The sequence below is a fragment of the Nitrosovibrio tenuis genome (assembly GCF_900109785.1).
Taxonomy (GTDB): domain Bacteria; phylum Pseudomonadota; class Gammaproteobacteria; order Burkholderiales; family Nitrosomonadaceae; genus Nitrosospira; species Nitrosospira tenuis_A.
On record NZ_FOBH01000005.1, the window covers coordinates 21,489 to 42,406 of the forward strand.

Genomic DNA, 20,918 nt, shown 5'->3' on the forward strand with positions numbered 1-20,918 from the left:
GCATAGGACGTGAACGACGGATGTTGCATTGAAATTGAAGGCTTGTTTGGCGGCCTTTGCCCGCTTCGCCGAACGAACAAGCGGTAGCTGTGGCATGAGGAATCAGTTGGTTTTTTAGGTCAGAGGATCAGGATTCCTATTTTTTGTATCTCACATGTTCTATATTTCACCACATGGGGGTCTTCCGTCCAACCGCTATTGTGCAAAGGGAGAAAGCAGCTATGAACACATATTCGTCGGTTGCAAAGGCTTACAGAATTGGAACAACATTGCTTGCTTCCCTGGCATTCTCATCCTTTCCAGCGATGGGGAGCGAATGGCCGCCGACCCTCGACCCGAATCCGGCAGTTCAACCGCCCAAATGGGACTGGCAACTCGCCGTGCCGGTCAAGGAAAATCCCGATCCGACCATCAAGATCTACGACATTGATATGTTCGAGAACGAAAACAGCGGAGCGATTCAGATGCTGCATAGCAAGGGATACAAGGTTATCTGCTACCTCGATGTCGGCTCCTGGGAGAATTGGCGGGATGACGCAACCGATTTCCCGCAGAGCATCCTCGGCGCAAAGTACTCGGGTTTCCCCGACGAGCGGTGGCTGGATATTCGCGATGTGAACCCGCAAAAGTCGAAGACCGGCATCAAGCTTGCGGAAATCCTTGGGAGACGCTTTGATCGCGCACAACGGATGGGCTGCGACGCTATCGAGCCAGACAACATTGACGGATACGACAAGGCCGCTCATGGATCGAGCGGCTTCCCGCTCACCTACGAGGACCAGATCTACTTCAATCTGTGGGTTGCAAATAGAGCCCATGCCCGGGGGATGCTAGTCGGACTCAAGAATGACATCAACCAGGCGCATGATGAGAGGATTTATAATACCTTCGACTTCGTGGTGAGCGAGCAATGCTTCCAATACAACGAATGCAACTTCTTCTCGGACTTCCTAAGACTCAATAAACCGGTTTTTGAGGCGGAGTATAAACTCGCGCTAAGCAAATTCTGCCCCGCGGCCAAGGTAAACCGTATCAGCGCCATCAAGAAGCGACCGGCGCTGAACGCCGCCCGAGAAGACTGTAGCGCATACTATTGATATGCCGTGCCATTACGCAACCCGTCAGAAATTACTCAATTGCTATCCGGGATATCTCAACTTCATCCGATTAACGAAAGGTTCGGATAGGGTGAAGTCTCGGTCGCCCGGCATAAACACTTTGCAGCTGTGTTCCGTTCCACTGTAATTCACCTTGAGATTGGCAAGTACCGTCGTATCCGCTGGCCGTGTGATGGGAATCTGCATGCTGCCCGCTTTTAACTTGTAGCCATCCGGTAGTATCCGCTTGGCTGGGGCACCATCAAATTTCGAGACAGCACCCCGGGTCAAAAAAGAGTACTGGACTTCAGGCTGCGCCTGAGATTGCGATGCGACGGGCCCTGTCCAATTGATGTTCAGCATAGCGTCTTCACCGCTTTTCACATGAGGCGACGCGCCACACGCTAGCCCTTCGCGCTTCCTCGCGCATGCCGCCCAACTTTCCACAATCTTCCCGGAGTCCGTATTTTCCATCGCCGCCTTCTGCATAAAAAATTCGGCCGCTTGCGAGGAATCTGGTTCCGAAACTTTCGAGCAATAACCGGCCTTCCACTGCCTGAATCGATCTTCTGTGATCGGAAGGTTAGATGTGCCCTTGCCCCCATTCGCGCTACTGCCCGGTCCGAGGTCGTCGAGATTAAACAATCCATAGGAGAGGCCCAGCGATCCGTCGTCGCCCGATTGCCGTGCGCGCTTTATTGCATTGCGGGCTTGTTCAAATTCTAATGAGCACAGCTCCGCATACATAGCCCGGTCTCTAACCCGGGGGTTGATTTTGGAATATTTATTGTAAAACCCATCCACGAGAATATTGCGGCAGGCCTCTTCGGCCGCAACCGTGGGAGATGACAGCGGGACGAGCAAACAAGGCAGGACAGAAGCAAAAATTACCAATGGTTTCATCGATATTCCTCCGCGGTATGCAATATAAGATAGCGGTAACCGGCACTGCCTTATTGTTCGCGATCATACAGACAGAAGATGGAAACAGCTATATTTTCCATTCAAGCGGGGCTGGAAGATGAAAGCCCGAGGCCCAGGCTTGACAAAAGGGTCCCGCGAACGGCAAGCATCCGAACAATCCCCAGGATCTATCACTTGTGAATAGGCTTTTTAAAAATCCGATTAATAAGGTTTTACGTCAGTTCAACCGTTAATTGATGAGCCGTCCTCCCACCTGGCTCATCGTTTTGATGTATGCCGCCTTTTCCGTACTGTGGATAATAGCTGCAGGCTATCTGATTTCGCTTACCTTGGATGACCCGGTTTTGCGGAGCCGTGCCTACCTGGCGAAAGAACTGATTCTTGTCGCGGTCAGCAGCGGACTGTTTTATATCCTGCTTAAGTTCGGCCGGGAAGCGGTAATTCCACCCGTGGTTGATGCGGTTCCTGGCCAGTCTCGACTGAGTCGGTTGTTGCTTATGTTCCTGTCGCTGGCAATGGTCGCGCCCCTGGTGAGCCTTGGCATAATCAAGGTGTATGGTCCTGAGATGGAACGCGCAGCCTATGCCGACCTGCAAACCATCGTTGACCTTAAAGCGGAACAGATCGAGCTTTGGCTGACCGAACGTCATGGTGACGCGGAAGCCATAGCGGTGAGCCAGGCATTCATCGAACGGGTTGCGAATATGCAGCATAAAAAAGACGGACATCACCGCCAACTTATCCGCAACCGGCTGGATGCCGTGCGAAATGCTTATAGCTACGAGTCTGTGCTGCTGCTGGACACCCAAGGCCAACCTCTGCTTACGTTGGGCGAGCAGCATAAACTCCCAGCCGTTACCGAAGCATTGCTGCCCGTTGCTTTGCAAACCAACCGGATACAGAGCAGTGATCTGTTCGTGGATGAAAGTGGAAAAGCGCGACTGGATATTCTGGTCCCTCTGGTCCCGGAAACGATAAACGAACAAGCTGTTGCGGCGGTAATTTTACGAGCGAATCTCGAGGAATTCTTGATCCCTCTGATCGAGAAATGGCCGGGCAACAGTCCCAGTGCCGAAACCCTGTTGGTACGTCGAAAAAATAATACTATCAGTTCCCTAAACAAATTGCGCCGCTCGAAAGCCAAAACTTTCCAAGGTACGGCACAGACCACCGGCGAAAATCTGGTGGCCGCCATTGCAACCAGCGAAGAAGGCCATGGCATCGCCCAGGGACGCGACTATCGCGACCAGGCGGTCTTCGCCGCCTACCGCCCAATAACAGGCAGCGAATGGCGCCTGATCGCCAAAATCGACCGTAACGAAGTGCTGGCGCAGCTGTGGACCTTGGTATTCTGGGTCAGTATAGTGATTTTGCTTGCTGTCGCGGCGGTCAGCATGGTGTTGGTCATGCTATGGCGCCAGCAGCGACGAGCTCATCATCTGGCGTTGATAGTCCGCACTGCGGAACAGGATCGACTTCTTAAATATTTTTATGAATTACCATTCATCGGCATGGCCATCATTTCTCCCGATACCATGCGCTGGCTGCGATTCAACGATCAGCTATGCCAGATCCTCGGTTATTCTCGTGAAGAGCTCGCCGAGAAGACCTGGACGGAGATGACACATCCGGAAGATATCGCAAAGGATATAGCCGAGTTCGAGCGTGCCCGGAGTGGAGAGTCTGAAGGCTATGCCATGGACAAGCGCTTCATCCGGAAGGACGGTTCCGTTGTCATCGCTAATATCGATGTCAAATGCGTGCGCAGAAATGATGGAAAAGTGGACTATCTTATCGCCATGATCCGGGACGTCACTGAGCAGGAAAGTCAAAAAGCTGAAATCCTCGCGGCGCGGCGTCAATTGGAGGCAACGCTGGACGCCATACCTGACTTGCTGTTCGAGCTTGATCTGGATGGATGCTGTCATGCCTATCATTCCGCGCATACCGATTTGCCGGCTTTGCCCGTCAAAGATTTGCTTGGCAGGAAAATTACAGACATCCTTCCTCCTGGCGCGGCCGATGTTATAGCGTCGGCATTGCAAGAGGCTCAGGAAAAAGGCTTGTCGACGGGTAAACAGCTGGAGCTGGAGCTTTCATATGGAACATTCTGGTACGAACTCTCCGTTTCCCGCAAACATGTTGATCCTGGATCCGAACCTCGTTTCATTGTCATCGCCCGCGACGTGACTGAGCGTAAGGCGGCGGAACAACGCATCACCAATCTTGCACACTATGATGCCCTGACCGGGCTTCCCAACCGAGCGTTGCTGGCGGACCGCATGAAGGTAGCCATTAAACGCGCGGCCCGGCAATCCAAACGGCTAGCCGTATTGTTTGTAGACCTCGACCGCTTCAAGCCGATCAATGATTCACTTGGCCATGAGGTTGGAGACAAATTGCTGAAAGTCGTCGCTGCGCGTATGCAGGATTCGGTGCGGAGCGTCGATACGGTAAGCCGGGTTGGGGGCGATGAGTTCGTTGTTCTCCTCAGTGAAATCGAGAGCTCGGAGGATGCCGCGCGTGTTGCGGAAAAGCTCATTACAGAGCTATCACAGCCGTACAACATTGACGAACATGAGTTGACGTTGACCGCAAGCGTGGGCATCTGTATTTATCCCGATAACGGTACCGAGCCCAGTGTTCTGTTAAGAAACGCGGACGCTTCGATGTACATCGCCAAGGAAGCCGGCCGGAACCGATATCAGTTTTATTCGGACGACATGACAGCGCGAGCCATTGAACGGCTCAGCCTCGAACGCGATCTGCGCGGCGCGGCTGAGCGTAACGAGTTGTTCCTGGTGTATCAGCCGCAAATCGAGCTTACAAATGGATACATCATTGGAGCGGAAGTCCTGTTGCGCTGGAAGCACCCGGTGCGGGGGTTTATTTCCCCGTTGCGTTTTATTCCTGTGGCAGAAGACAGTGGGCTGATCCTTGGGATTGGCGAACGGGCTCTGCGCGAATCATGCCGGCAGGCCCAGGTGTGGCGTGAGCAGGGTCTGCTGGACATGCGCATTTCGGTGAATATTTCGGCGGTGCAATTCCGCCAAACCGACTTCGTGGAGGTCATCGAGCGGGCGCTTGCGGAAGCGGGCCTGCCGCCCGATAAACTGGAACTGGAACTTACGGAAAGTGTGGTAATGCAGGATGTTGAACCTGCCCTGGAGAAATTGCGCCGCCTGGATACGCTTGGGGTCAAGGTGGCAATCGACGATTTCGGAACCGGTTATTCACGCCTTTCCTCTTTGCGGCAATTTACGGTCGACCGGTTAAAAATCGATCAATCATTTGTCCACGACTTGCCCGGAAATGCCGATGCGGAAGCCATTGCGACCGCTATTGTAGCAATGGGGAGCAGCCTGGGCTTGCGCGTCATTGCCGAAGGTGTGGAGACGGAAGCACAGGAGGAATTTCTGCAACGCATATCGTGCAAGGAAGGCCAGGGCTATCTCTACGCGTGGCCCATGACTACCAGCGAATTTGAAGCATGGGTCACAGCATGGCAGTTGCACGCGCGGGCGAGCAGACCGGGTGCGAGTCAGACAAACGAAAAATGAGCCCGGACGATTGCTCAGTCTCCCTGAAGGTTATTCCTTGCGTTCCTGATTCTCGGGCTTTTCCTTTGCAACCGGATTTCGCAGCGTATACCCCTCTTCTTTGGCTTTATAGCCGCCATACGCACCTGCTCCGCCCACCGCGAGCAGCCAGCAGCCCGACAGAAGCGGGCTCACGAGCAAGAGCATTCCCACATAAAGCAGCAACCGTTTTTTCATGAACCCCTCTTCAAGTTGTTTAATTTATTAAAAACGGGAAGAAGTCGATAAAGGCTTTTTACCTTGGACTGAAGAAATCACTATATTGCGCTCAATTGTACAGCTCTGTACGGTTCCAAACATTTGCGGTGAATCATTTGGAGTATATTAAGAAAATTTCTGAACAAATCCCCGTGGGGAGTCCATAGAAAGAAGCAGCCACCATGAAAGTATCGGAACTTAAAGACGAACTGCTCGATTACTGGGTTGCGAAAGCGAGCGATATAGCAGAGGTGCATGTCGTGGATTCGAATTGTCTTGTCAATGGTAGCCGATGGAAACCATCGGTCGACTGGGCTCAAGGTGGGCCGATTATAGAACGGGAGGGAATAAATCTGAGTCATAGCCTGGAACCCGGATCAGAGCATTGCACAGCATATATGCGATCAGGCAGGCACCGGCAAAAGGGGCTCACCCCGCTGATTGCCGCCATGCGCTGTTATGTCGACTTCAAGTTCGGTGATGCTGTCACGGACTAAAGAATTTCCGAACCAATCCGCTACAGCCTTGCGATGCGATGAGTCGCACCGCGATAACCTATGGCCAAACTGAAAGGGCATCCCCCCGAAGCGACACACGCTACGCGTATTATGGCTGCGCAAGCGTTCTCCAGGGCGGCGGGAGCCCCTCTCGTGCACGGTAACAGCATTCGACTTCTCAAGGATGCGGACGAAAACTATCCGGCATGGTTTACAGCTATCCATTCAGCGGAAAAAAATATTTATTTCGAAAACTATATTATCCGCGACGATAACATAGGCCGGCAGTTCTCCGACTCACTTATCGCAAAAGCAAAAGAAGGCGTCCGGGTAAGATTGCTGTACGACTGGATGGGCGCACTGACCGAAACATCGTCCGGTTTCTGGCGGCGCCTGCGTGAGGGCGGCGTCGAGGTCCGTTGCTTTAATCCACCGCGATTCGATAGTCCCTTGGGCTGGTTGAGCCGACTCCACCGAAAATCGCTCTGTGTGGACACCCGCGTGGCGTTTGTCAGCGGATTGTGCGTCGGCCAAATGTGGGTCGGCTATCCCGAACGAGGCATTCCCCCCTGGCGCGACACGGGCGTCGAGGTGAGCGGACCTATCGTTGCCGACGTGATACAGTCTTTTTCTCGCGCCTGGGCTGAGGTCGGCCCTAAAATGGCTTCGGACGAGCTGCCGTCGCGGGGTTCGATTCCCCTGGCCGGGGCGATCGATATGCGCGTCCTGGGCGACAGCGCCGCGACCGCCGGACTTTATCGCCTGGAGCAACTGATAGCGGTGCTGGCGCAAAAAACACTTTGGCTCACCGATGCGTACTTCGTCGGTACCACAAGCTACGTACAGGCTTTGAGGGGCGCGGCAAGGGATGGCGTCGATGTCCGGTTGCTGGTTCCCGGATCGAGCGGCGATCTCAAGTTTCTTCGACCCGTTTCGCGAGCCGGCTATCGCCCTTTGCTGGAAGCAGGGGTGCGTGTATTCGAATGGAACGGATCAATGTTACATGCCAAGACAGCCGTCGCGGATGGCCGCTGGGCACGTGTCGGCTCAAGTAATCTCAATTTGTCCAGCTGGCTCGGCAATTGGGAATTGGATGTGGCAGTGGAAAATTTGGAATTTGCACATCAAATGGAGCAGATGTATCTGAAGGATCTGGATAACGCTACGGAAATTGTGCTCAGTGAAAAGAACCGCGTTCGTCCAGTGGCACAACCAAAGCCTGGGCGCTCATCATACAAAAGTTTGGGCCATCGCAAGGGTGGCAGCGCTGGCAGGCTGACCGCTGGCGCCATCCGCGTCGGCAATACCGTCGGGGCTGCCATTACCAGCAGGCTTGTCCTTGGCGCTGCGGAGGCCAAAATCATGTTGTTTGGGGGCGCTGTATTGTTAAGTCTGGCCGTGCTCTCGTTGGTTCAGCCCTTGCTTACGGTGATCCCTTTTTCTCTGATTGCCGGCTGGATTGGAGTTTCGCTGCTGATCAAAGCCTATCATTTACACCGTGACGGCTTAAACGGGACGGTATCCGGCAGGGCTGAAGATAAGGTAACGGATAAGGTGGTGGAGATTCCGGTTTTGCTGCGCGAGCAGACAGGGGAGCGCGAACCTGATAGCAAGTCAATGAACGAACCGCTCCGTGCATCGACCGCTGCGAAACCTCGGGATGCTGCGGGCGAATCCTAGGAATCTGGAAAACTCTGCGAAGAAATCCTCGCCCCTTGCGGAATGCAAAAAAACAAAAAAATTCTTGAAAAATTGCGTCCGGGTAGTCCGCTCGTGAATCGTTTTGTTTAAAGGCCGGCCGCAGCTCTTACCCGACTGAGCGGACGAGATCAGACTACTGCGGACCTCGCTTGCGCCAAATCATGGCTCATGTCCAGCAATGTTCATCTGTCGCCGCCTGATCTCGTCGATTAATTGCTGAAATTGCTCTCGCGCTTCGTGCTTTATGAACACATTCCCCACCATGGGGGGTACCCACATGCCAGGAATAAAAATTGCATGATAAGTAATGCGCGTTTGGTTTTCTTCTGGTGATAGCTCGGTCGCCTCCTCCATTTTCTTCATGCTGCCGCTAATCATGCGTTCCTGAATTTTTTTAAAGGGAATTAGATTAATCTCTCGCACCGATTCATATGAAAAGCTCATGAAACCATACTTGGAAATGCCTTTTTGCCAGACTTGCAGCCTGTTGCCTGTCCGGCCGGTAACCTTACTCGACAGGACACCTGAATTAAAGCGAGGGATGTTTTCGAAATCGGTCAGCACAGCCCAGGCCTGCTTGGGCACAACCGGAACAATGAAGTTTGCATCCACAATAATTTGTTCACCGTCATTGCGAACTTTGATATGAATATTTTGATCGCGAGGCTCGACAGACTGTTTGGCTGTATTCACGGATGTTTTCTTCGGCAGCGTTTCCTCTTCGGCCAAAGGTGAATCGAAAAGAAGCAGATTTAACAGAATGGTGGCGAACGTGATCTGAATTTTTTTCATCAAGATTCCGTTTCCGAGACTGAGGCTAATGAAGCTTTAATAATTCCCCCGTGGGGCGAGAATGTTTTTCGGAAGGGATGTCCAAAAAACGAATGAGGCGCGGATACGAATTGCACGCTCCTTTCGCCAGGAGTCTGGCAAAGAAATAGCGCTTTCACAACCTCCAATCCCGGTGGGCAAGTGGCATACAGTCAGCCGGTTTCCGATACCCTCAATCAATAGCACAATTTACCACGTCCTACGCGTGCCACTGCGGGTTCTGGCGAAGGTGCTTGTAGGGCCATGAATTTGCGAGAGGACTTTAAATCAAGAAGAATTGTCGGGTTACGCTACGTTGCCCGAACTACATCCTGATGCATTTGCAGCCTCATTTTATGGCCTCATTGTATGGCTTTAACATTTCGGTCAGCATATATCTTTATATAAATAAAATGATAATATGGAACCGTTCCAGGCTGAACAATTGAACACGCATATTATTTTCGGGAGGAATTATGGGACTATTCCATCGTGTCGCAGATATCCCCAGCCGGGCCGACACGCCCACTCCCGGACGAAAAACAGTCCAGAGTCCGCTTACCTTGGTCATGACCATCCGATCACCCGAAGACTTCGACGCACTCAATGCCAAGATACAAAAAATTCAATCGGCACCGCTAGAACAAAACCTCATCTGGGCTGCCCTCGATAAGCTCAAGATCGTACACTTCGCACGCTTTGTATTCCTCGAAAATAATACCAAGCTCGCCATAATCACTACGTATGACGGGTCATTCGACGACTACCTCAACGAGTTTATTGATGAGATTGGCGATGTTTTCAACGCGCTTCTCCAACACATGGATGGCGCTCCACCTTTACCCATTCAGCAGAACCGCAGCGCCTTCCGTGACTACATCAAGGCCAACGATCTGGGCAGCATTGAGCCATTTTACAGCGCCTATCCGCAGGCAACGGTGTTGGACGTTCAAGCGGCACTCAGCCAGATGTGAAGATGCCGATCATCTGACAATACCGATCAGCAGGGCTTCGATGAGATCCAATAATTCGAAGGTCCAAGTGAGCTCATCGGTACCAGGGCGTTGATAGGATCAAGGGAGCAATTCACCTGGATAGTTGCGATTGAATTTACCTATGCCTGACTTGCAGTACGCAGACATTCAGGGCCTCATTCTTCGTACATACGCGATGCCGGTCCTGCGCGTATTTGCCTTGAGCGTCACGCAACCCGGGATGGCCAGACAATTTCTGGGGCGGCTTGTCAATGGCGTCGAGGATGGCAACTGCGACCCGGATGGCCACGGCGACGATGCACCCCAGCTCGCTACCGCTACCGATTGGACGATAAAGCCGCAGTATTGCCTGAACGTCGGGCTTACCTATGCAGGACTTGCCGCGCTCGGGCTTCCGGCTTCCTCGCTGGCGACTTTCCCTGAGGAATTTGCATCAGGCGCAGCTACCCGTGCCGAGTGGATAGGAGATACCGGCGAAAGCAGTCCCGAGAAATGGAAAGACCATTTCGCCAGCTCCGATCTTCATGTTCTGCTTTTTCTCTTCGCGCAGGCCGACGACATTCTCGAGCGGGTAAGCAGCCGGGTCAGAGCCATGTATATCCCAAATGGCGCAATGTCCGAGCTCTCGGCCCATGATGCGCGCAGCCTGCCGGAGAATAAAGCGCACTTCGGTTACCGGGATGGCTTCGCGCAGCCAACAATTGATGGCGGGCTTCCGCCGGTGATGCCGGACATGCTGCCCAAGGCGCCCGCAGGGGAATTTCTATTCGGCTATGCAAGCCAATACTCCGGCTTCAGCTATCCGGTCCCCGCCCCTGTCGCGCTAGGCCGGAACGGAAGCTTCGTTGCATTTCGCATTCTGGCACAGGACTGTCATGGTTTCGAGCAATTCCTGACGCAGGCAGCCCGCCAGACAGGACTGGACCGCGAACTGATTGCCGCCAAGCTTTGCGGCCGCTGGCGCAATGGCGTTCCCCTTTCTCTTTCGCCGTCTTCGCCGGGCGAAGAAATTCCTCTGGAAAAACGCAACAGCTTCGATTATGTGCCGAGCACCAGTGTACCCGATGCCTTCGATGATGCCCGCGGATACCGGTGCCCTTTGGGATCGCACATCCGGCGAATGAATCCGCGTAACTCCATTGTGGCGGGCAACGGCGGCCTGAAACACCGCATTATTCGCCGCGGCCTTCCCTACGGCCCTCCCTATGACCCGGCCAATCCCCATGACGGCATCGAGCGAGGTTTGCTCGGCCTGTTCATCGGGATCAGCCTCAAGGATCAGTTCGAATTCCTGATGGCGGACTGGGCCAATAAAGGAAGCTTCGCACCCGGCCTGCGCAATACCAAAGATCCCATTCTCGGGAATAATTCGAATAACTTGGACCCGGGCGGCACATTTCTTATCCCCGTGGAAGGTCAGAAGCGCCCCATCGAACTTACCGGACTGTCGCGTTTCGTGACCTGCCGCGGCGCAGCATACTGCTTCCTCCCAAGCGCCACCGCAATCCGTTATATTGCTGATTTACCCTCGCAGTCCTGACGCCCTGGGTTCCGGCCCATGCGCCAATCAACAAGTATTCTGTAGCGCCGCGGGGGATCTACGATTCACTTAAATTTTCATTGCTAGACAAGGAGGCTGCTGATGACACGAATCAGAATTACGGATGGATGGGTGGTTCTGGCATTTATTTGCACGGTGTCCCCTGCTGCGGTAAAAGCCGAACTCATCGGTGAGGTGGATACCGCTTTCCGGGTGCTGGGTAAGGATGACCGGGTAGTGGTGGAAGCCTATGACGATCCCAAGGTGCACGGGGTTACCTGCTATGTGTCCCGCGCCAGGACAGGCGGTATAAAAGGTACGGTAGGCTTGGCGGAAGATAAAGCGGAAGCTTCCATTGCTTGTCGCCAGGTATCGGAAGTCATCCATTTTTCCGAAAAAATCCCTCGTCAGGAAGATGTGTTTACCGAGCGCATGTCCATTTTGTTCAAGCGTCTGCATGTGGTACGCGTAGTTGATTCCAAGCGCAATGCGCTTATATACCTGACTTATTCCGATAGATTAATAGAAGGAAGCCCGAAGAACAGCATCACCGCCGTTCCCCTGTCACAGGCGAACCCTATCCCCATCAAATAGCAACCCATTTATTGAAATCGCTCGATTGTGGAGGCCATATCTCATGGCGCCTGCGACGCTGGTAGGCGTAAGGATGAGTTTCGATCGAGGTGGAGCGAGGCGTATCATGTTTGGGCGAAGGAATCGGATGTAGTGATGAAATAGCATCAGGCCAAAGGAATGGGATCAGGAGAACATGGGGTCTGACTCCATCCGGGATCCGACTCCAACTCTTCAAAGTGATTATTACAGCGCAACCTGGGATTCTATCGCCGGGAAACACTGGCGGGCAAATGGAATACGGAATGAGAATCGTTAACTTGCGTACGCTACCGTACGGACTGATTACAAGGCACTCAATACACTGCTTCGTTGACGCCGTAACCATGCTACGCAGTAAGTAAGTTGTGCAATCGTATCGGAGAAGCGGTGCAATTGCATAGTGCGTCGCGGCGCCAGCCGAAAGTAATCAAAATCCAAATCAAATCAGGTCCCCGAAGGAGGCAAATAAATGGAAACAATTTTTCGCAATTCGCGATTCAAACTGGCCATTGTTGCGCTAGTGGCCAGCATGCTGGCTGGCGGCGTCGGAATAGCGGCCGCTAGTGACGTCAAGGTTAACCTGAGCGGCGATCAGGAGGTGCCCCCCGTCAAAACTTCCGCGTCGGGCAGCGGCACGATAACGGTCAACGACGATAAATCCATCAAAGGCAAGATAACCACTTCCAATATCAAGGCGACGGGCGCCCATATTCATGAGGGCGCGCCAGGTAAAAATGGGCCTGATATTATTACGCTCAAAAAGACCTCCGATAATGAGTGGTCCGTTCCAGACGATGCAAAGTTGACCGATGCGCAATACGATGCTTTCAAGGCGGGGAATCTTTACGTCAATGTTCATAGCGATGCGCACAAAAGTGGGGAGATTCGCGGTCAACTGAAACGCTGACCGAACGGTCTGGAGGCATCGCCCGGCCCGCCAGGTCCGGGTGACCCTCGCCTTAAATCCAAAGACCCTCCTCTATCCTTGTAGAGGCGTCAGCAGACGGCGAAAGCCGTCCTTATTGTGACGAATACTTTCTAGGCAGACCTGCCGACCCGGGCTTAAGCCCAGTCAAACCCGGTCCGGCCCATTCTCCAATAAACCTGTATAAATCCTACCTCGTTCCATCAACCTCCGTAAACCACTGAGAAGGTCTTCAATCATTCGATCCGTGCAAATCGGAAAATCCCTGGACCGCTCGATCCCGGTCTATGTCGGCAAGATTCATTACAGCCGCGAGAATGTTGCCCAAAGCCTGACACAATCACTGATCAATTAGAAGACGTTATTTCAGTGCATGCCTTCGCGGCTTCTGTCAACTTGTGCCGTCGTGACAAGGCTGGCACGATTACCCCATGCGTTGCGAACATACGATAGGACGAGCGCCACCTCACCGTCGTGTAGAACTTGTGCAAATGGCGGCATCCCGTATGGGCGCTGATTGCCTGCCGTGGAGGGAGGGTACCCCCCGTTGAGTACACTTCGGATTACATTAACGGGTGGAGTCATGGTAACGCTTCGATTACCCGCCAATGGCGGATAAATACCGGGCACGCCCTGACCCAGGTCTCCGTGGCAATCCTGGCAATGCTGCTTGTAAATATCTGCCCCTTGCTGAAGCCAACCGCGTACCTGCTCTGTAAGGGCAGGAGCGTTCGCTTTAGGACGAGGCTTGCTCTCGGGCAACGATTTCAGATAGACCGCCATTGCCCGCGCGTCTTCCTTAGTCAAATGCTGGAGGCTATGTCTGACGACTTCAGCCATGGGCCCGGATGTAGTCGCCCGAGGGGAAACGCCGGTGGTGAGCAATTGAACGATTTCCTCGACCGGCCACTCGGTCAAACCGGCTTCGAGGCTCGAGGTTAAAGCGGGCGCGTACCAGTTTGAGCCCATTATCTGCCCTCCCTCCAGAGTCTCGCCGCCCTCGATGCTCCAGGTACCGGTAAGCGGATTTCTTTCCTCGTGGCAGGCGCTGCAATGCCCCAACCCCTGCACCAGATAGGCACCGCGATTCCACTCGGCGCTTTTCGCCGGCTCCGCCTGATAAACGCCCGGCTTGAAATACACGGTACGCCATAAGCTTAACAGCGGCTGTAAATTGTAGGGAGCCTTGATTCGGCTCGGCGGATTGTTTTGTGTGACAGGCGGGAGAGCTTGAAGATGGCTAAAAATCGCGTCGGAATCCTGGCGCGTAACTTTGGTATATTCGGTGTAAGGAAAAGCGGGGTATAAGGGGCGGCCATCGCGCGACTTGCCTTCGTGCATCGCTTTCCAGAAATCGTCCGCGCTCCAGCGGCCGATACCGGTTGTCTTATCGGGCGTTATATTAGGGGTAACAAACGTGCCGAACGGTGTGGAAAGACTCCGGCCGCCGGCATAAGGCCGACCACCCTGAGCCGTATGGCATCCCATGCAATTGCCCGCGCGCGCAAGATATGCCCCGCGAGCCTCGAGCAGGCCCGCACCCGCGGCTTTGGCAACAGGTTTTGCACCTGTTTGAGGAGCTGGTGCCGCGCTCACCGCCTTTTCCTGCACGGCGGGAGCGCTGGAGAGATCGGGAGGAACGCCCAGGCCCGTCAGCAGAAAGGAAACCACGATGAAAAGGCTTGGCTTCACGGCAACGCTTCTTCCAACTGAGCGATGTTGCAGCGCCTGGACATCTCGGCGGAAAGTCCTACGCCGGATCCGGTATGCGCCGGGACCGGCTGGGCAGCGAGCCATGCCGCAACCGCGTTGGCTTCTTTGACGGTAAGCTCTTTTGCGATTTCAGACATGCAGTCCATCGACTGGCGCCGCATCAATCCGCCGCTGCGCCAGGCACCAAACTGCGCAATCATATAAGCGCGCGGCAATCCCAACAAACCCGGAATAAAAGGCTGCGTCCCCATGAGTTCTCTGCCATGGCATTCTCGGCATGGCGGAATTTTACGCGCGGCATCTCCCACGTCGATCAGTTTGCGCGCCAGTTTGATTTCTTCAGGTGTGGAAGCCATCGGCTCGGGCGGCGGATAAGGCTGCTTAAGGGTGGAAAAGTAATGCGCCATGTCCCTCAGATATTGGTCCGACAGATTCTCAAGCAATAAAGCCATGGGTCGATAGTAGCGCCGGCCATCGCGAAAATTTCGCAACTGATTGAAAAGATAGCCCTCCGGCTTCCCCGCGATGCGGGGATAATAGGCATCTCTGCCAGTCTTTTCGTCCCGGCCGTGGCAAATGGTACAAGGTTTCATTCGCTCTGCCATGGTATCGGGGGCGTCAACCGAATTGGCGGCAATAGCAACACCTGGGGCACTGGCCAATCCAGCAACGTAAATTAATGCAGCAACAAAAAGTCGTGTCATGGTTCGGGTTGATTCTCTACATGGGAAACATCCGAATCAGTCTCGCGTGAGCTCCGCGCAGGTTTTATTTACGGATGTGGTAGCGCTAATGAGACTGCGCATCACTGTTCAAAGTTGCACCGAAGTTGTGCATGAGATATCGCAATTTTGGAATTAAATTGCGAGCCCATGCGCAGCTCATGTTGTCCACGGCAACGGTCCATGTCGCCTGGCTCGCACGCTCTCTGTCCGGAATACCCACTTGCCACAAATAACCATATTGACTAGACTGGGTTATGCATTGTATGCATTATCTCTTTTGGCGGAGGTCTAATGTTCGGTTCCAGTATATTGGAAGTAGCCATTGGCGTCATTTTCGTCTACCTGCTCCTCAGCCTTATTTGCACGGCTATTAATGAGGCCATCGCGTCGCTGCTGCAAAAAAGGGGAAAGAACCTCTTCGAAGGAATCAAAAACCTTCTCAATGATCCAACGTTCACCGGGCTGGCACAGCAGCTCTACAATCACGGACTGATAAGCAGTATTTCGCAGCACGCGGTCGACCCCAATAAGCCGACCCGCAAGCCCTCTTATATGTCGCCGGAAAATTTTTCGCTGGCCCTGCTCGACATTCTGGGAATACGGGGGGTTATCGCCGCGCGATATGGGGATCTTCTGGCCCAGGCTGAAAAGGCGGATGACGCCTACGAGACAGCCCGGCAGGCAGCCGCTGCCATGCCCGGCAATTCGCAGCTTGCCCAAGCGGCCGAGCTCGCAAGGCAAGCTCAGGCGCAGGCCCGAGCCGCCCTGGAAACCATTGCGGACAAGGCGAAGGCCGCGTACGAAGCGGCATTGCAAGCCGCAAACCAGGCCGACGGCAATACCGAACTTGCAGCCGCCGCAACAGATGCGAAAATGAAAGCGGATCAAATCAATGCGACGCTAAAAATGCTGGACGCACGGCGCGCAGCTATCGCATCAGCCAAAAATCCCAGAGAAGCAGCTCTTCTCCTGAATGCGGGCGCTACCTTGAGGGAGGCGCTTGAGTTCGGCCGCACCATCGCGGCCCAGTATCCCGATCCGCTGGGCAATATCCAGGAGGGACTCAAGCGGTTGCCCGAAGGTAATACCAAAGAATCGCTTCTCGTCCTCGTGGATAAGACGCGGCGCGAGGTCAAGGCTATAGAACATCAGGCAGAAGCCTTCCGAAAAAACCTGGAGGGCTGGTTCAACGATGCCATGAACAGGGTCGGCGGCTGGTATAAGCGATGGACTCAGCAGGTACTGTTTGGCCTGGCGATTATTGTTGTCGTAGCCTCGAATGCCGATACAGTGATGCTCATTCAACGTCTTTCGCAAGATAATGCCCTGCGCGCCTCGCTCGTCGCTGCCGCACAGGATGCGGTCAAGTCACAGCCGAGCCCGAAAAGCGCCGAATCCGCCTCCCCCGGAGCTATACCCGCAGGTGAAAGTGAAGATACCCGCATACAGTTTGTCCTCGAAAAAGCCCGCAACCTCCAATTGCCGGTCGGATGGTCAGGTAACCCAACTGATCCGGGTTATTTTCAGCCACCCCGGCTATCACTGGAATTTGCGAGCTGGGCACTTTATAAACTGTTCGGATTGGCTATTTCTATATTTGCAGTTTCGCTAGGAGCTCCCTTCTGGTTCGATACACTAAGCAAATTCGTTAATGTGCGCAGCGCCGGCACGCCTCCGGGCGAAACTAAAAAAAGTGCTCCTCAGCCTACCTGATAAGTTAGCGCGTGTTGCGTGGCATAAGCCGACCGCTATCCGGTGACGGCCGTGGAGGATAGATTGCTCAGCGGAAACCGGCAGCAGACTATCCTGATGAATATACTCATCATTGTCGATGAGCCCGCAGAATGGCCTCTGGATATTCCTGGTGTAAGCGTCGTTGCGGCCCGGACCTACCTGATCGATCCATTTTATGCCAATGGTATCAGCCGTCTCCCCGATCAAACCACAAGCCGCTCTGTCAAGGTATTCAACCTTTGCAAATCGTATCGGTACCAGAGCTCCGGTTATTATGTATCGCTGCTTGCCGAAGCGCGCGGTCACAAGCCGTTGCCGAAAGTGGGAACCATAGAAGATTTGCAATCGCAAAATCTGGTGCGTTATCTCACCGAAGACCTGAACGCAATGATCCAGCGCCTGCTGGCGCCGCTCGCGGCGGACGATTTTGTACTGGGCATCTACTTCGGCCGAAGTATAAGCAGCCACTACGATTCGCTCAGCCATCAGCTCTTCAACCTGTTACAAGCGCCGCTGCTGTCCGCCCGCTTCGAGCGTCATCGCGATCAATGGAGCGTACGCAACGTGCGGGCGATTGCCGCGAGCGACATTCCCACCGAACATCACGAATTCGCGGTACGTGCGGCGATGGACTATTTTACCGGGCGAAGTCAGGCACCGAGGAAGCATCCGTTCCGCTTCGATCTGGCCATTCTCCACGATCCCAGTAATCCTGAGCCCCCTTCTAACGCGAAAGCGCTGGAGAAATTTAAAAGGGCTGCTGAAGAACTGAGCATGCGGGTGGAATTCATCACGCGCAACGACATCGGGCGCATTCCCCAATTCGATGCGCTATTCATTCGCGACACGACTTTTGTTAATCACTACACTTATCGTTTCTCGCGCCGGGCGCTCGCGGAGAGGCTGGTGGTCATCGATGACCCCGATTCCATCCTCAAGTGCAACAATAAGGTATATCTGGCTGAGCTTCTCTCGCTGCGCAATATACCGATCCCGAAAACGCTATTGGTACACCGGGACAATATTGCTCGAATTATCCCCGAGCTCGCCCTTCCCTGCGTCCTGAAACAACCGGACAGCTCATTCTCGCGCGGAGTGGTAAAGGTCGAAGCAGAAGCCGAGTTGCCTGCCAAGGTAACCGAACTCATGTCGAAATCGGTGCTGATCATCGCGCAGGAATGGTTGTTTACCGACTTTGACTGGCGGGTTGGCATACTGGATCGGCGAATCTTGTTTGTCGCGAGATATCGCTTTCCCGCTGGGCATTGGCAAGTCATCAAGCGCGACGATCAGCAGCGCAAGCTGAGCGAAGGTCCCACCGAAGCAATCGCGGTAGGTGACGCCCCGCAAGAAATGGTGGAGATTGCACTCAAATCAGCCAATCTCATTGGGGATGGATTCTATGGCGTTGACATCAAGCAGGTGGGTAACCGGTTTTATGTTATAGAGATCAATGACAACCCCAATGTTGATGCGGGCAACGAAGACGGCGTCCTCAAGGATGCGCTTTACCGTGAAGTCATGGGTGTCTTTCTGAAGCGCATCGAGGCACGAAAACAGGGCCATCCCCAGCCAAACAGATAAAATTTTCAGAAATATCGATAAACCTCTGCGACGGAAATCTTTACAGTTGTAACGATGACGGTAAGCACCGGAAAATAAAAAAGTATATAACGCTCTGCAATATAATGACATTGGGTTGCAGTCACAACCCTGGCACGAGTTCTGCCTGTTGATTAATGAGGAGCCTTCTAAAAAAGGGGGACAGCTCGGTGTCGGTATCCGCGCGGGCTTTTTCTTAGCAAGATGTTCCCGCACGATCGATAAATATGTTGATCCTCCCAGCCATCTTCCTGAGACTCTTCTTCTTAACGAAAGCATTTATTCAGAATTAATAGCCCTAATAACCCAGGCCCTTCATTTTCCCGTTCTGCTTTAGCTATAATTTGCGCGAAAATCCCGTCAATGCGTCATATAATGAAGTTCAACCCTTTTTCTCTGGAGATGATTTTCGACCATGCATCGCCGTTTCAAATTGAAAAAACTGAATTTGTTAGATGCCATACATATAAATCTCGACAGTATGCTAGTATTACAATGGATTTATTTGTTAATCTACTTTAGGGAGGTATCCATGAAAAACATGTTGAAACCGTTGCTGTTAGTATCCGCATTGCTATTCTTCTCGCCTCACGCGGCAATGGCAGCAAATGAAAGTTACCCGGAGAAAGTTGGTAACAAACTTGCCCACGGCGTTGCCAATACCGTCACCGGTATAGTGGAAGTTCCCAAGAACATGATTCTAGAAAGCAACAAAAAAGGTCCCGCTTACGGTATTCCGGTGGGATTCTTTACTGGAATTGTACAAGGGATCGGGCGTACGTTAACCGGAGTCGTGGATCTGGTGACGTTTCCTATTCCAACCAAACCGATCATCTATCCAGACTTTATCTGGAAGGATTTCGACAAGGAAACACACTATCATCCGGACTGGAAGCTGCAGTAGCGCTGAGTACAGGCTTTCCGTTTGCCGGTCCCGAGGGGAGCCCTATGGCTCCCCTTTCCATGTCCCAACCATTACTTGTACCAAATAAACGCTATTTTATAAGTGCAGTTGCCACATAGACGGCATTCTGTGAATACAGAAGTGATTAAGAATAATAAGCATGATAAGCATAATATTGTTGCACAACGGCCCAGCGATTTGACTGTAGGCTGGGCTCAACGAGTCGTTGATAATCGCCTCGACGGTGTTATCGTATCGAATGTAAGCATTACCTCGCTCGATATCGGCACCACAACAAGAGTTCGCCTGACAGTCGGGCATGACGGCCCATCAAACCTGCCTCGGCGGTGGTTCGTGAAACTTCCCTCCCTGGCCTGGCGTGCCAGACTGATTACAGCTTTGCCAAGATTGTTGCATACAGAGGTGCGCTTCTATAATGAAGCGGCTCGGGCCGTGCCGGCTTCCATCCCCGATTTCCTTGCAGCGCAGAGCGATTCCGGCAGAGGCGCAACCCTGGTTTTACAAGACGTAACTGAATCCGGGGCGACTGCCGGCAGCCCCGGCGATATCCTCGAGCCGGAGCAAGCCACGCTTGTTATTGAACAACTTGCCCGCTTTCACGCCCATTTTTGGGACAAACCGGATCTCGTGCAAACCTATCGCTGGCTTGCGCGCCCCGTACGTCGCCTCGAAGACTGCTTGGGCACAGCCTTGGCGGTTCCATTGATGAAGCGAGGGTTACGCAGGGCGGGACAGACCGTGCCGTCCGCTATTCATGCGCTGGCGGTCCACTATGCACGGCATCGCTCCCGCATCATGCGCTTCCTGTCGGACGCCCCACTGACGCTTATCCACCATGACTGTCATCCCGGTAATTTATTCTGGAACCAGTCTCAACCCGGCCTTCTGGACTGGCAATTGGTACGTTTTGGCGAGGGAATCGGAGATATCGCCTATTTCCTGGCTACCGCTCTTAACCCTGAGGTCCGGCGAGCTCATGAAGCACGGCTGGTTGCTGATTATGCGCAGAAACTCAGAGATTACGGGGTCACCCAAATCGATAATGAAAGCCTCATGCAAAGATATCGCGCCCACCTTACCTACCCGTTTGAAGCAATGGTCATATCCCTCGCCGTAGGCGGCATGATGAAACCGGAGAGCAATTACGAACTCATCCGTCGTGCGGCAGCCGCTGTCGAAGAACACGATGCTTTCGCCGCAATCCGGATATAAGCTGTTATAGGATTCCCTTGTCTGGAAGCATTTCTAAGGGAACTTCACATAGATGCGTCCTACGAGATTATCACTCATATCAGCATGAACGCCTTTGCGAATTACG

General features: G+C 53.4%; 17 protein-coding genes. 12 read left to right on the forward strand and 5 right to left on the reverse strand.

Translation table 11 applies throughout. From position 1 onward, the window contains the following. Positions 1 to 221 precede the first annotated feature (221 nt). The gene (locus tag BMX00_RS07920) at positions 222 to 1,097 is read left to right on the forward strand and encodes an endo alpha-1,4 polygalactosaminidase (protein ID WP_177171803.1); all 876 of its coding nucleotides are present in this window, start codon (positions 222 to 224) and stop codon (positions 1,095 to 1,097) included. Between the two features lie 42 nt (positions 1,098 to 1,139). Here the strand turns inward: BMX00_RS07920 and BMX00_RS07925 are convergent, their stop codons facing one another. Beyond that, a complete protein-coding gene (locus BMX00_RS07925) occupies positions 1,140 to 2,000 on the reverse strand; it encodes a hypothetical protein (protein WP_090828495.1) in 861 nt (286 codons plus the stop codon). Between the two features lie 257 nt (positions 2,001 to 2,257). Here BMX00_RS07925 and BMX00_RS07930 point away from each other — a divergent pair, with 257 nt between their 5' ends. Continuing rightward, positions 2,258 to 5,581, forward strand: a complete 3,324-nt coding sequence (locus BMX00_RS07930; RefSeq protein WP_090828496.1) for a bifunctional diguanylate cyclase/phosphodiesterase — start codon at positions 2,258 to 2,260, stop codon at positions 5,579 to 5,581. A 30-nt stretch (positions 5,582 to 5,611) separates the two neighbouring features. Here BMX00_RS07930 and BMX00_RS07935 read toward each other — a convergent pair whose 3' ends face one another. Further along, positions 5,612 to 5,797, reverse strand: a complete 186-nt coding sequence (locus BMX00_RS07935) for a hypothetical protein (protein WP_090828497.1) — start codon at positions 5,795 to 5,797, stop codon at positions 5,612 to 5,614. 203 nt (positions 5,798 to 6,000) lie between these two features. On the opposite strand from BMX00_RS07935, the gene BMX00_RS07940 reads away from it, so the two are divergent. Further along, the gene (locus BMX00_RS07940) at positions 6,001 to 6,315 is read left to right on the forward strand and encodes a phage protein NinX family protein (RefSeq protein WP_090828498.1); all 315 of its coding nucleotides are present in this window, start codon (positions 6,001 to 6,003) and stop codon (positions 6,313 to 6,315) included. Between the two features lie 60 nt (positions 6,316 to 6,375). Then, on the forward strand, positions 6,376 to 7,995 hold the full coding sequence (locus BMX00_RS07945) for a phospholipase D-like domain-containing protein (RefSeq protein WP_090828499.1): 1,620 nt from the start codon (positions 6,376 to 6,378) through the stop codon (positions 7,993 to 7,995). Between the two features lie 180 nt (positions 7,996 to 8,175). Here BMX00_RS07945 and BMX00_RS07950 read toward each other — a convergent pair whose 3' ends face one another. Then, complete coding sequence (locus BMX00_RS07950) at positions 8,176 to 8,808, reverse strand: SRPBCC family protein (protein WP_090828500.1); 633 nt, start codon at positions 8,806 to 8,808, stop codon at positions 8,176 to 8,178. A gap of 494 nt (positions 8,809 to 9,302) precedes the next feature. On the opposite strand from BMX00_RS07950, the gene BMX00_RS07955 reads away from it, so the two are divergent. The 4 genes from BMX00_RS07955 to BMX00_RS07970 all read left to right on the forward strand — a co-directional run bounded on the left by BMX00_RS07955 (position 9,303) and on the right by BMX00_RS07970 (position 12,883). After that, positions 9,303 to 9,800, forward strand: a complete 498-nt coding sequence (locus BMX00_RS07955) for a hypothetical protein (RefSeq protein ID WP_090828501.1) — start codon at positions 9,303 to 9,305, stop codon at positions 9,798 to 9,800. 142 nt (positions 9,801 to 9,942) lie between these two features. After that, a complete protein-coding gene (locus tag BMX00_RS07960; RefSeq protein ID WP_090828502.1) occupies positions 9,943 to 11,361 on the forward strand; it encodes a Dyp-type peroxidase in 1,419 nt (472 codons plus the stop codon). A 102-nt stretch (positions 11,362 to 11,463) separates the two neighbouring features. Beyond that, positions 11,464 to 11,955 carry a CreA family protein gene (locus BMX00_RS07965; protein WP_090828503.1) on the forward strand — a complete coding sequence of 164 codons (492 nt, stop codon included), beginning with the start codon at positions 11,464 to 11,466 and terminating at the stop codon, positions 11,953 to 11,955. 490 nt (positions 11,956 to 12,445) lie between these two features. Then, positions 12,446 to 12,883 carry a CHRD domain-containing protein gene (locus BMX00_RS07970; protein WP_090828504.1) on the forward strand — a complete coding sequence of 146 codons (438 nt, stop codon included), beginning with the start codon at positions 12,446 to 12,448 and terminating at the stop codon, positions 12,881 to 12,883. A 384-nt stretch (positions 12,884 to 13,267) separates the two neighbouring features. On the opposite strand, the gene BMX00_RS07975 is transcribed toward BMX00_RS07970, so the two are convergent. Both BMX00_RS07975 and BMX00_RS07980 read right to left on the reverse strand, forming a co-directional pair. Next, positions 13,268 to 14,593 (reverse strand): c-type cytochrome, encoded by a 1,326-nt coding sequence (locus tag BMX00_RS07975; RefSeq protein WP_245727937.1) that lies wholly within the window; start codon positions 14,591 to 14,593, stop codon positions 13,268 to 13,270. Then, positions 14,590 to 15,318 (reverse strand): c-type cytochrome, encoded by a 729-nt coding sequence (locus tag BMX00_RS07980; protein WP_090828506.1) that lies wholly within the window; start codon positions 15,316 to 15,318, stop codon positions 14,590 to 14,592. The genes BMX00_RS07975 and BMX00_RS07980 overlap by 4 nt, the downstream gene beginning before the upstream one ends. A 312-nt stretch (positions 15,319 to 15,630) precedes the next feature. On the opposite strand from BMX00_RS07980, the gene BMX00_RS07985 reads away from it, so the two are divergent. From BMX00_RS07985 to BMX00_RS08000, 4 genes are all read left to right on the forward strand, one after another. Next, positions 15,631 to 17,052 carry a hypothetical protein gene (locus tag BMX00_RS07985; protein ID WP_090828507.1) on the forward strand — a complete coding sequence of 474 codons (1,422 nt, stop codon included), beginning with the start codon at positions 15,631 to 15,633 and terminating at the stop codon, positions 17,050 to 17,052. Between the two features lie 96 nt (positions 17,053 to 17,148). Beyond that, positions 17,149 to 18,657, forward strand: a complete 1,509-nt coding sequence (locus tag BMX00_RS07990; RefSeq protein ID WP_090828649.1) for a RimK family protein — start codon at positions 17,149 to 17,151, stop codon at positions 18,655 to 18,657. A 550-nt stretch (positions 18,658 to 19,207) separates the two neighbouring features. Then, entirely contained in the window at positions 19,208 to 19,579 is a 372-nt protein-coding gene (locus BMX00_RS07995) for an exosortase system-associated protein, TIGR04073 family (protein ID WP_090828650.1), read from the forward strand. A gap of 141 nt (positions 19,580 to 19,720) precedes the next feature. Beyond that, positions 19,721 to 20,812, forward strand: a complete 1,092-nt coding sequence (locus tag BMX00_RS08000) for a phosphotransferase (RefSeq protein ID WP_245727940.1) — start codon at positions 19,721 to 19,723, stop codon at positions 20,810 to 20,812. Positions 20,813 to 20,918: the final 106 nt, after the last annotated feature.

What these genes read in the sequence shown, in the direction of transcription:
- BMX00_RS07920 (WP_177171803.1), top strand. Translation starts at nt 222, where the DNA reads ATGAACACATATTCGTCGGTTGCAAAGGCTTACAGAATTGGAACAACA.
- BMX00_RS07925 (WP_090828495.1), bottom strand. Translation starts at nt 2,000, where the DNA reads ATGAAACCATTGGTAATTTTTGCTTCTGTCCTGCCTTGTTTGCTCGTC.
- BMX00_RS07930 (WP_090828496.1), top strand. Translation starts at nt 2,258, where the DNA reads ATGAGCCGTCCTCCCACCTGGCTCATCGTTTTGATGTATGCCGCCTTT.
- BMX00_RS07935 (WP_090828497.1), bottom strand. Translation starts at nt 5,797, where the DNA reads ATGAAAAAACGGTTGCTGCTTTATGTGGGAATGCTCTTGCTCGTGAGC.
- BMX00_RS07940 (WP_090828498.1), top strand. Translation starts at nt 6,001, where the DNA reads ATGAAAGTATCGGAACTTAAAGACGAACTGCTCGATTACTGGGTTGCG.
- BMX00_RS07945 (WP_090828499.1), top strand. Translation starts at nt 6,376, where the DNA reads ATGGCCAAACTGAAAGGGCATCCCCCCGAAGCGACACACGCTACGCGT.
- BMX00_RS07950 (WP_090828500.1), bottom strand. Translation starts at nt 8,808, where the DNA reads ATGAAAAAAATTCAGATCACGTTCGCCACCATTCTGTTAAATCTGCTT.
- BMX00_RS07955 (WP_090828501.1), top strand. Translation starts at nt 9,303, where the DNA reads ATGGGACTATTCCATCGTGTCGCAGATATCCCCAGCCGGGCCGACACG.
- BMX00_RS07960 (WP_090828502.1), top strand. Translation starts at nt 9,943, where the DNA reads ATGCCTGACTTGCAGTACGCAGACATTCAGGGCCTCATTCTTCGTACA.
- BMX00_RS07965 (WP_090828503.1), top strand. Translation starts at nt 11,464, where the DNA reads ATGACACGAATCAGAATTACGGATGGATGGGTGGTTCTGGCATTTATT.
- BMX00_RS07970 (WP_090828504.1), top strand. Translation starts at nt 12,446, where the DNA reads ATGGAAACAATTTTTCGCAATTCGCGATTCAAACTGGCCATTGTTGCG.
- BMX00_RS07980 (WP_090828506.1), bottom strand. Translation starts at nt 15,318, where the DNA reads ATGACACGACTTTTTGTTGCTGCATTAATTTACGTTGCTGGATTGGCC.
- BMX00_RS07985 (WP_090828507.1), top strand. Translation starts at nt 15,631, where the DNA reads ATGTTCGGTTCCAGTATATTGGAAGTAGCCATTGGCGTCATTTTCGTC.
- BMX00_RS07990 (WP_090828649.1), top strand. Translation starts at nt 17,149, where the DNA reads ATGAATATACTCATCATTGTCGATGAGCCCGCAGAATGGCCTCTGGAT.
- BMX00_RS07995 (WP_090828650.1), top strand. Translation starts at nt 19,208, where the DNA reads ATGAAAAACATGTTGAAACCGTTGCTGTTAGTATCCGCATTGCTATTC.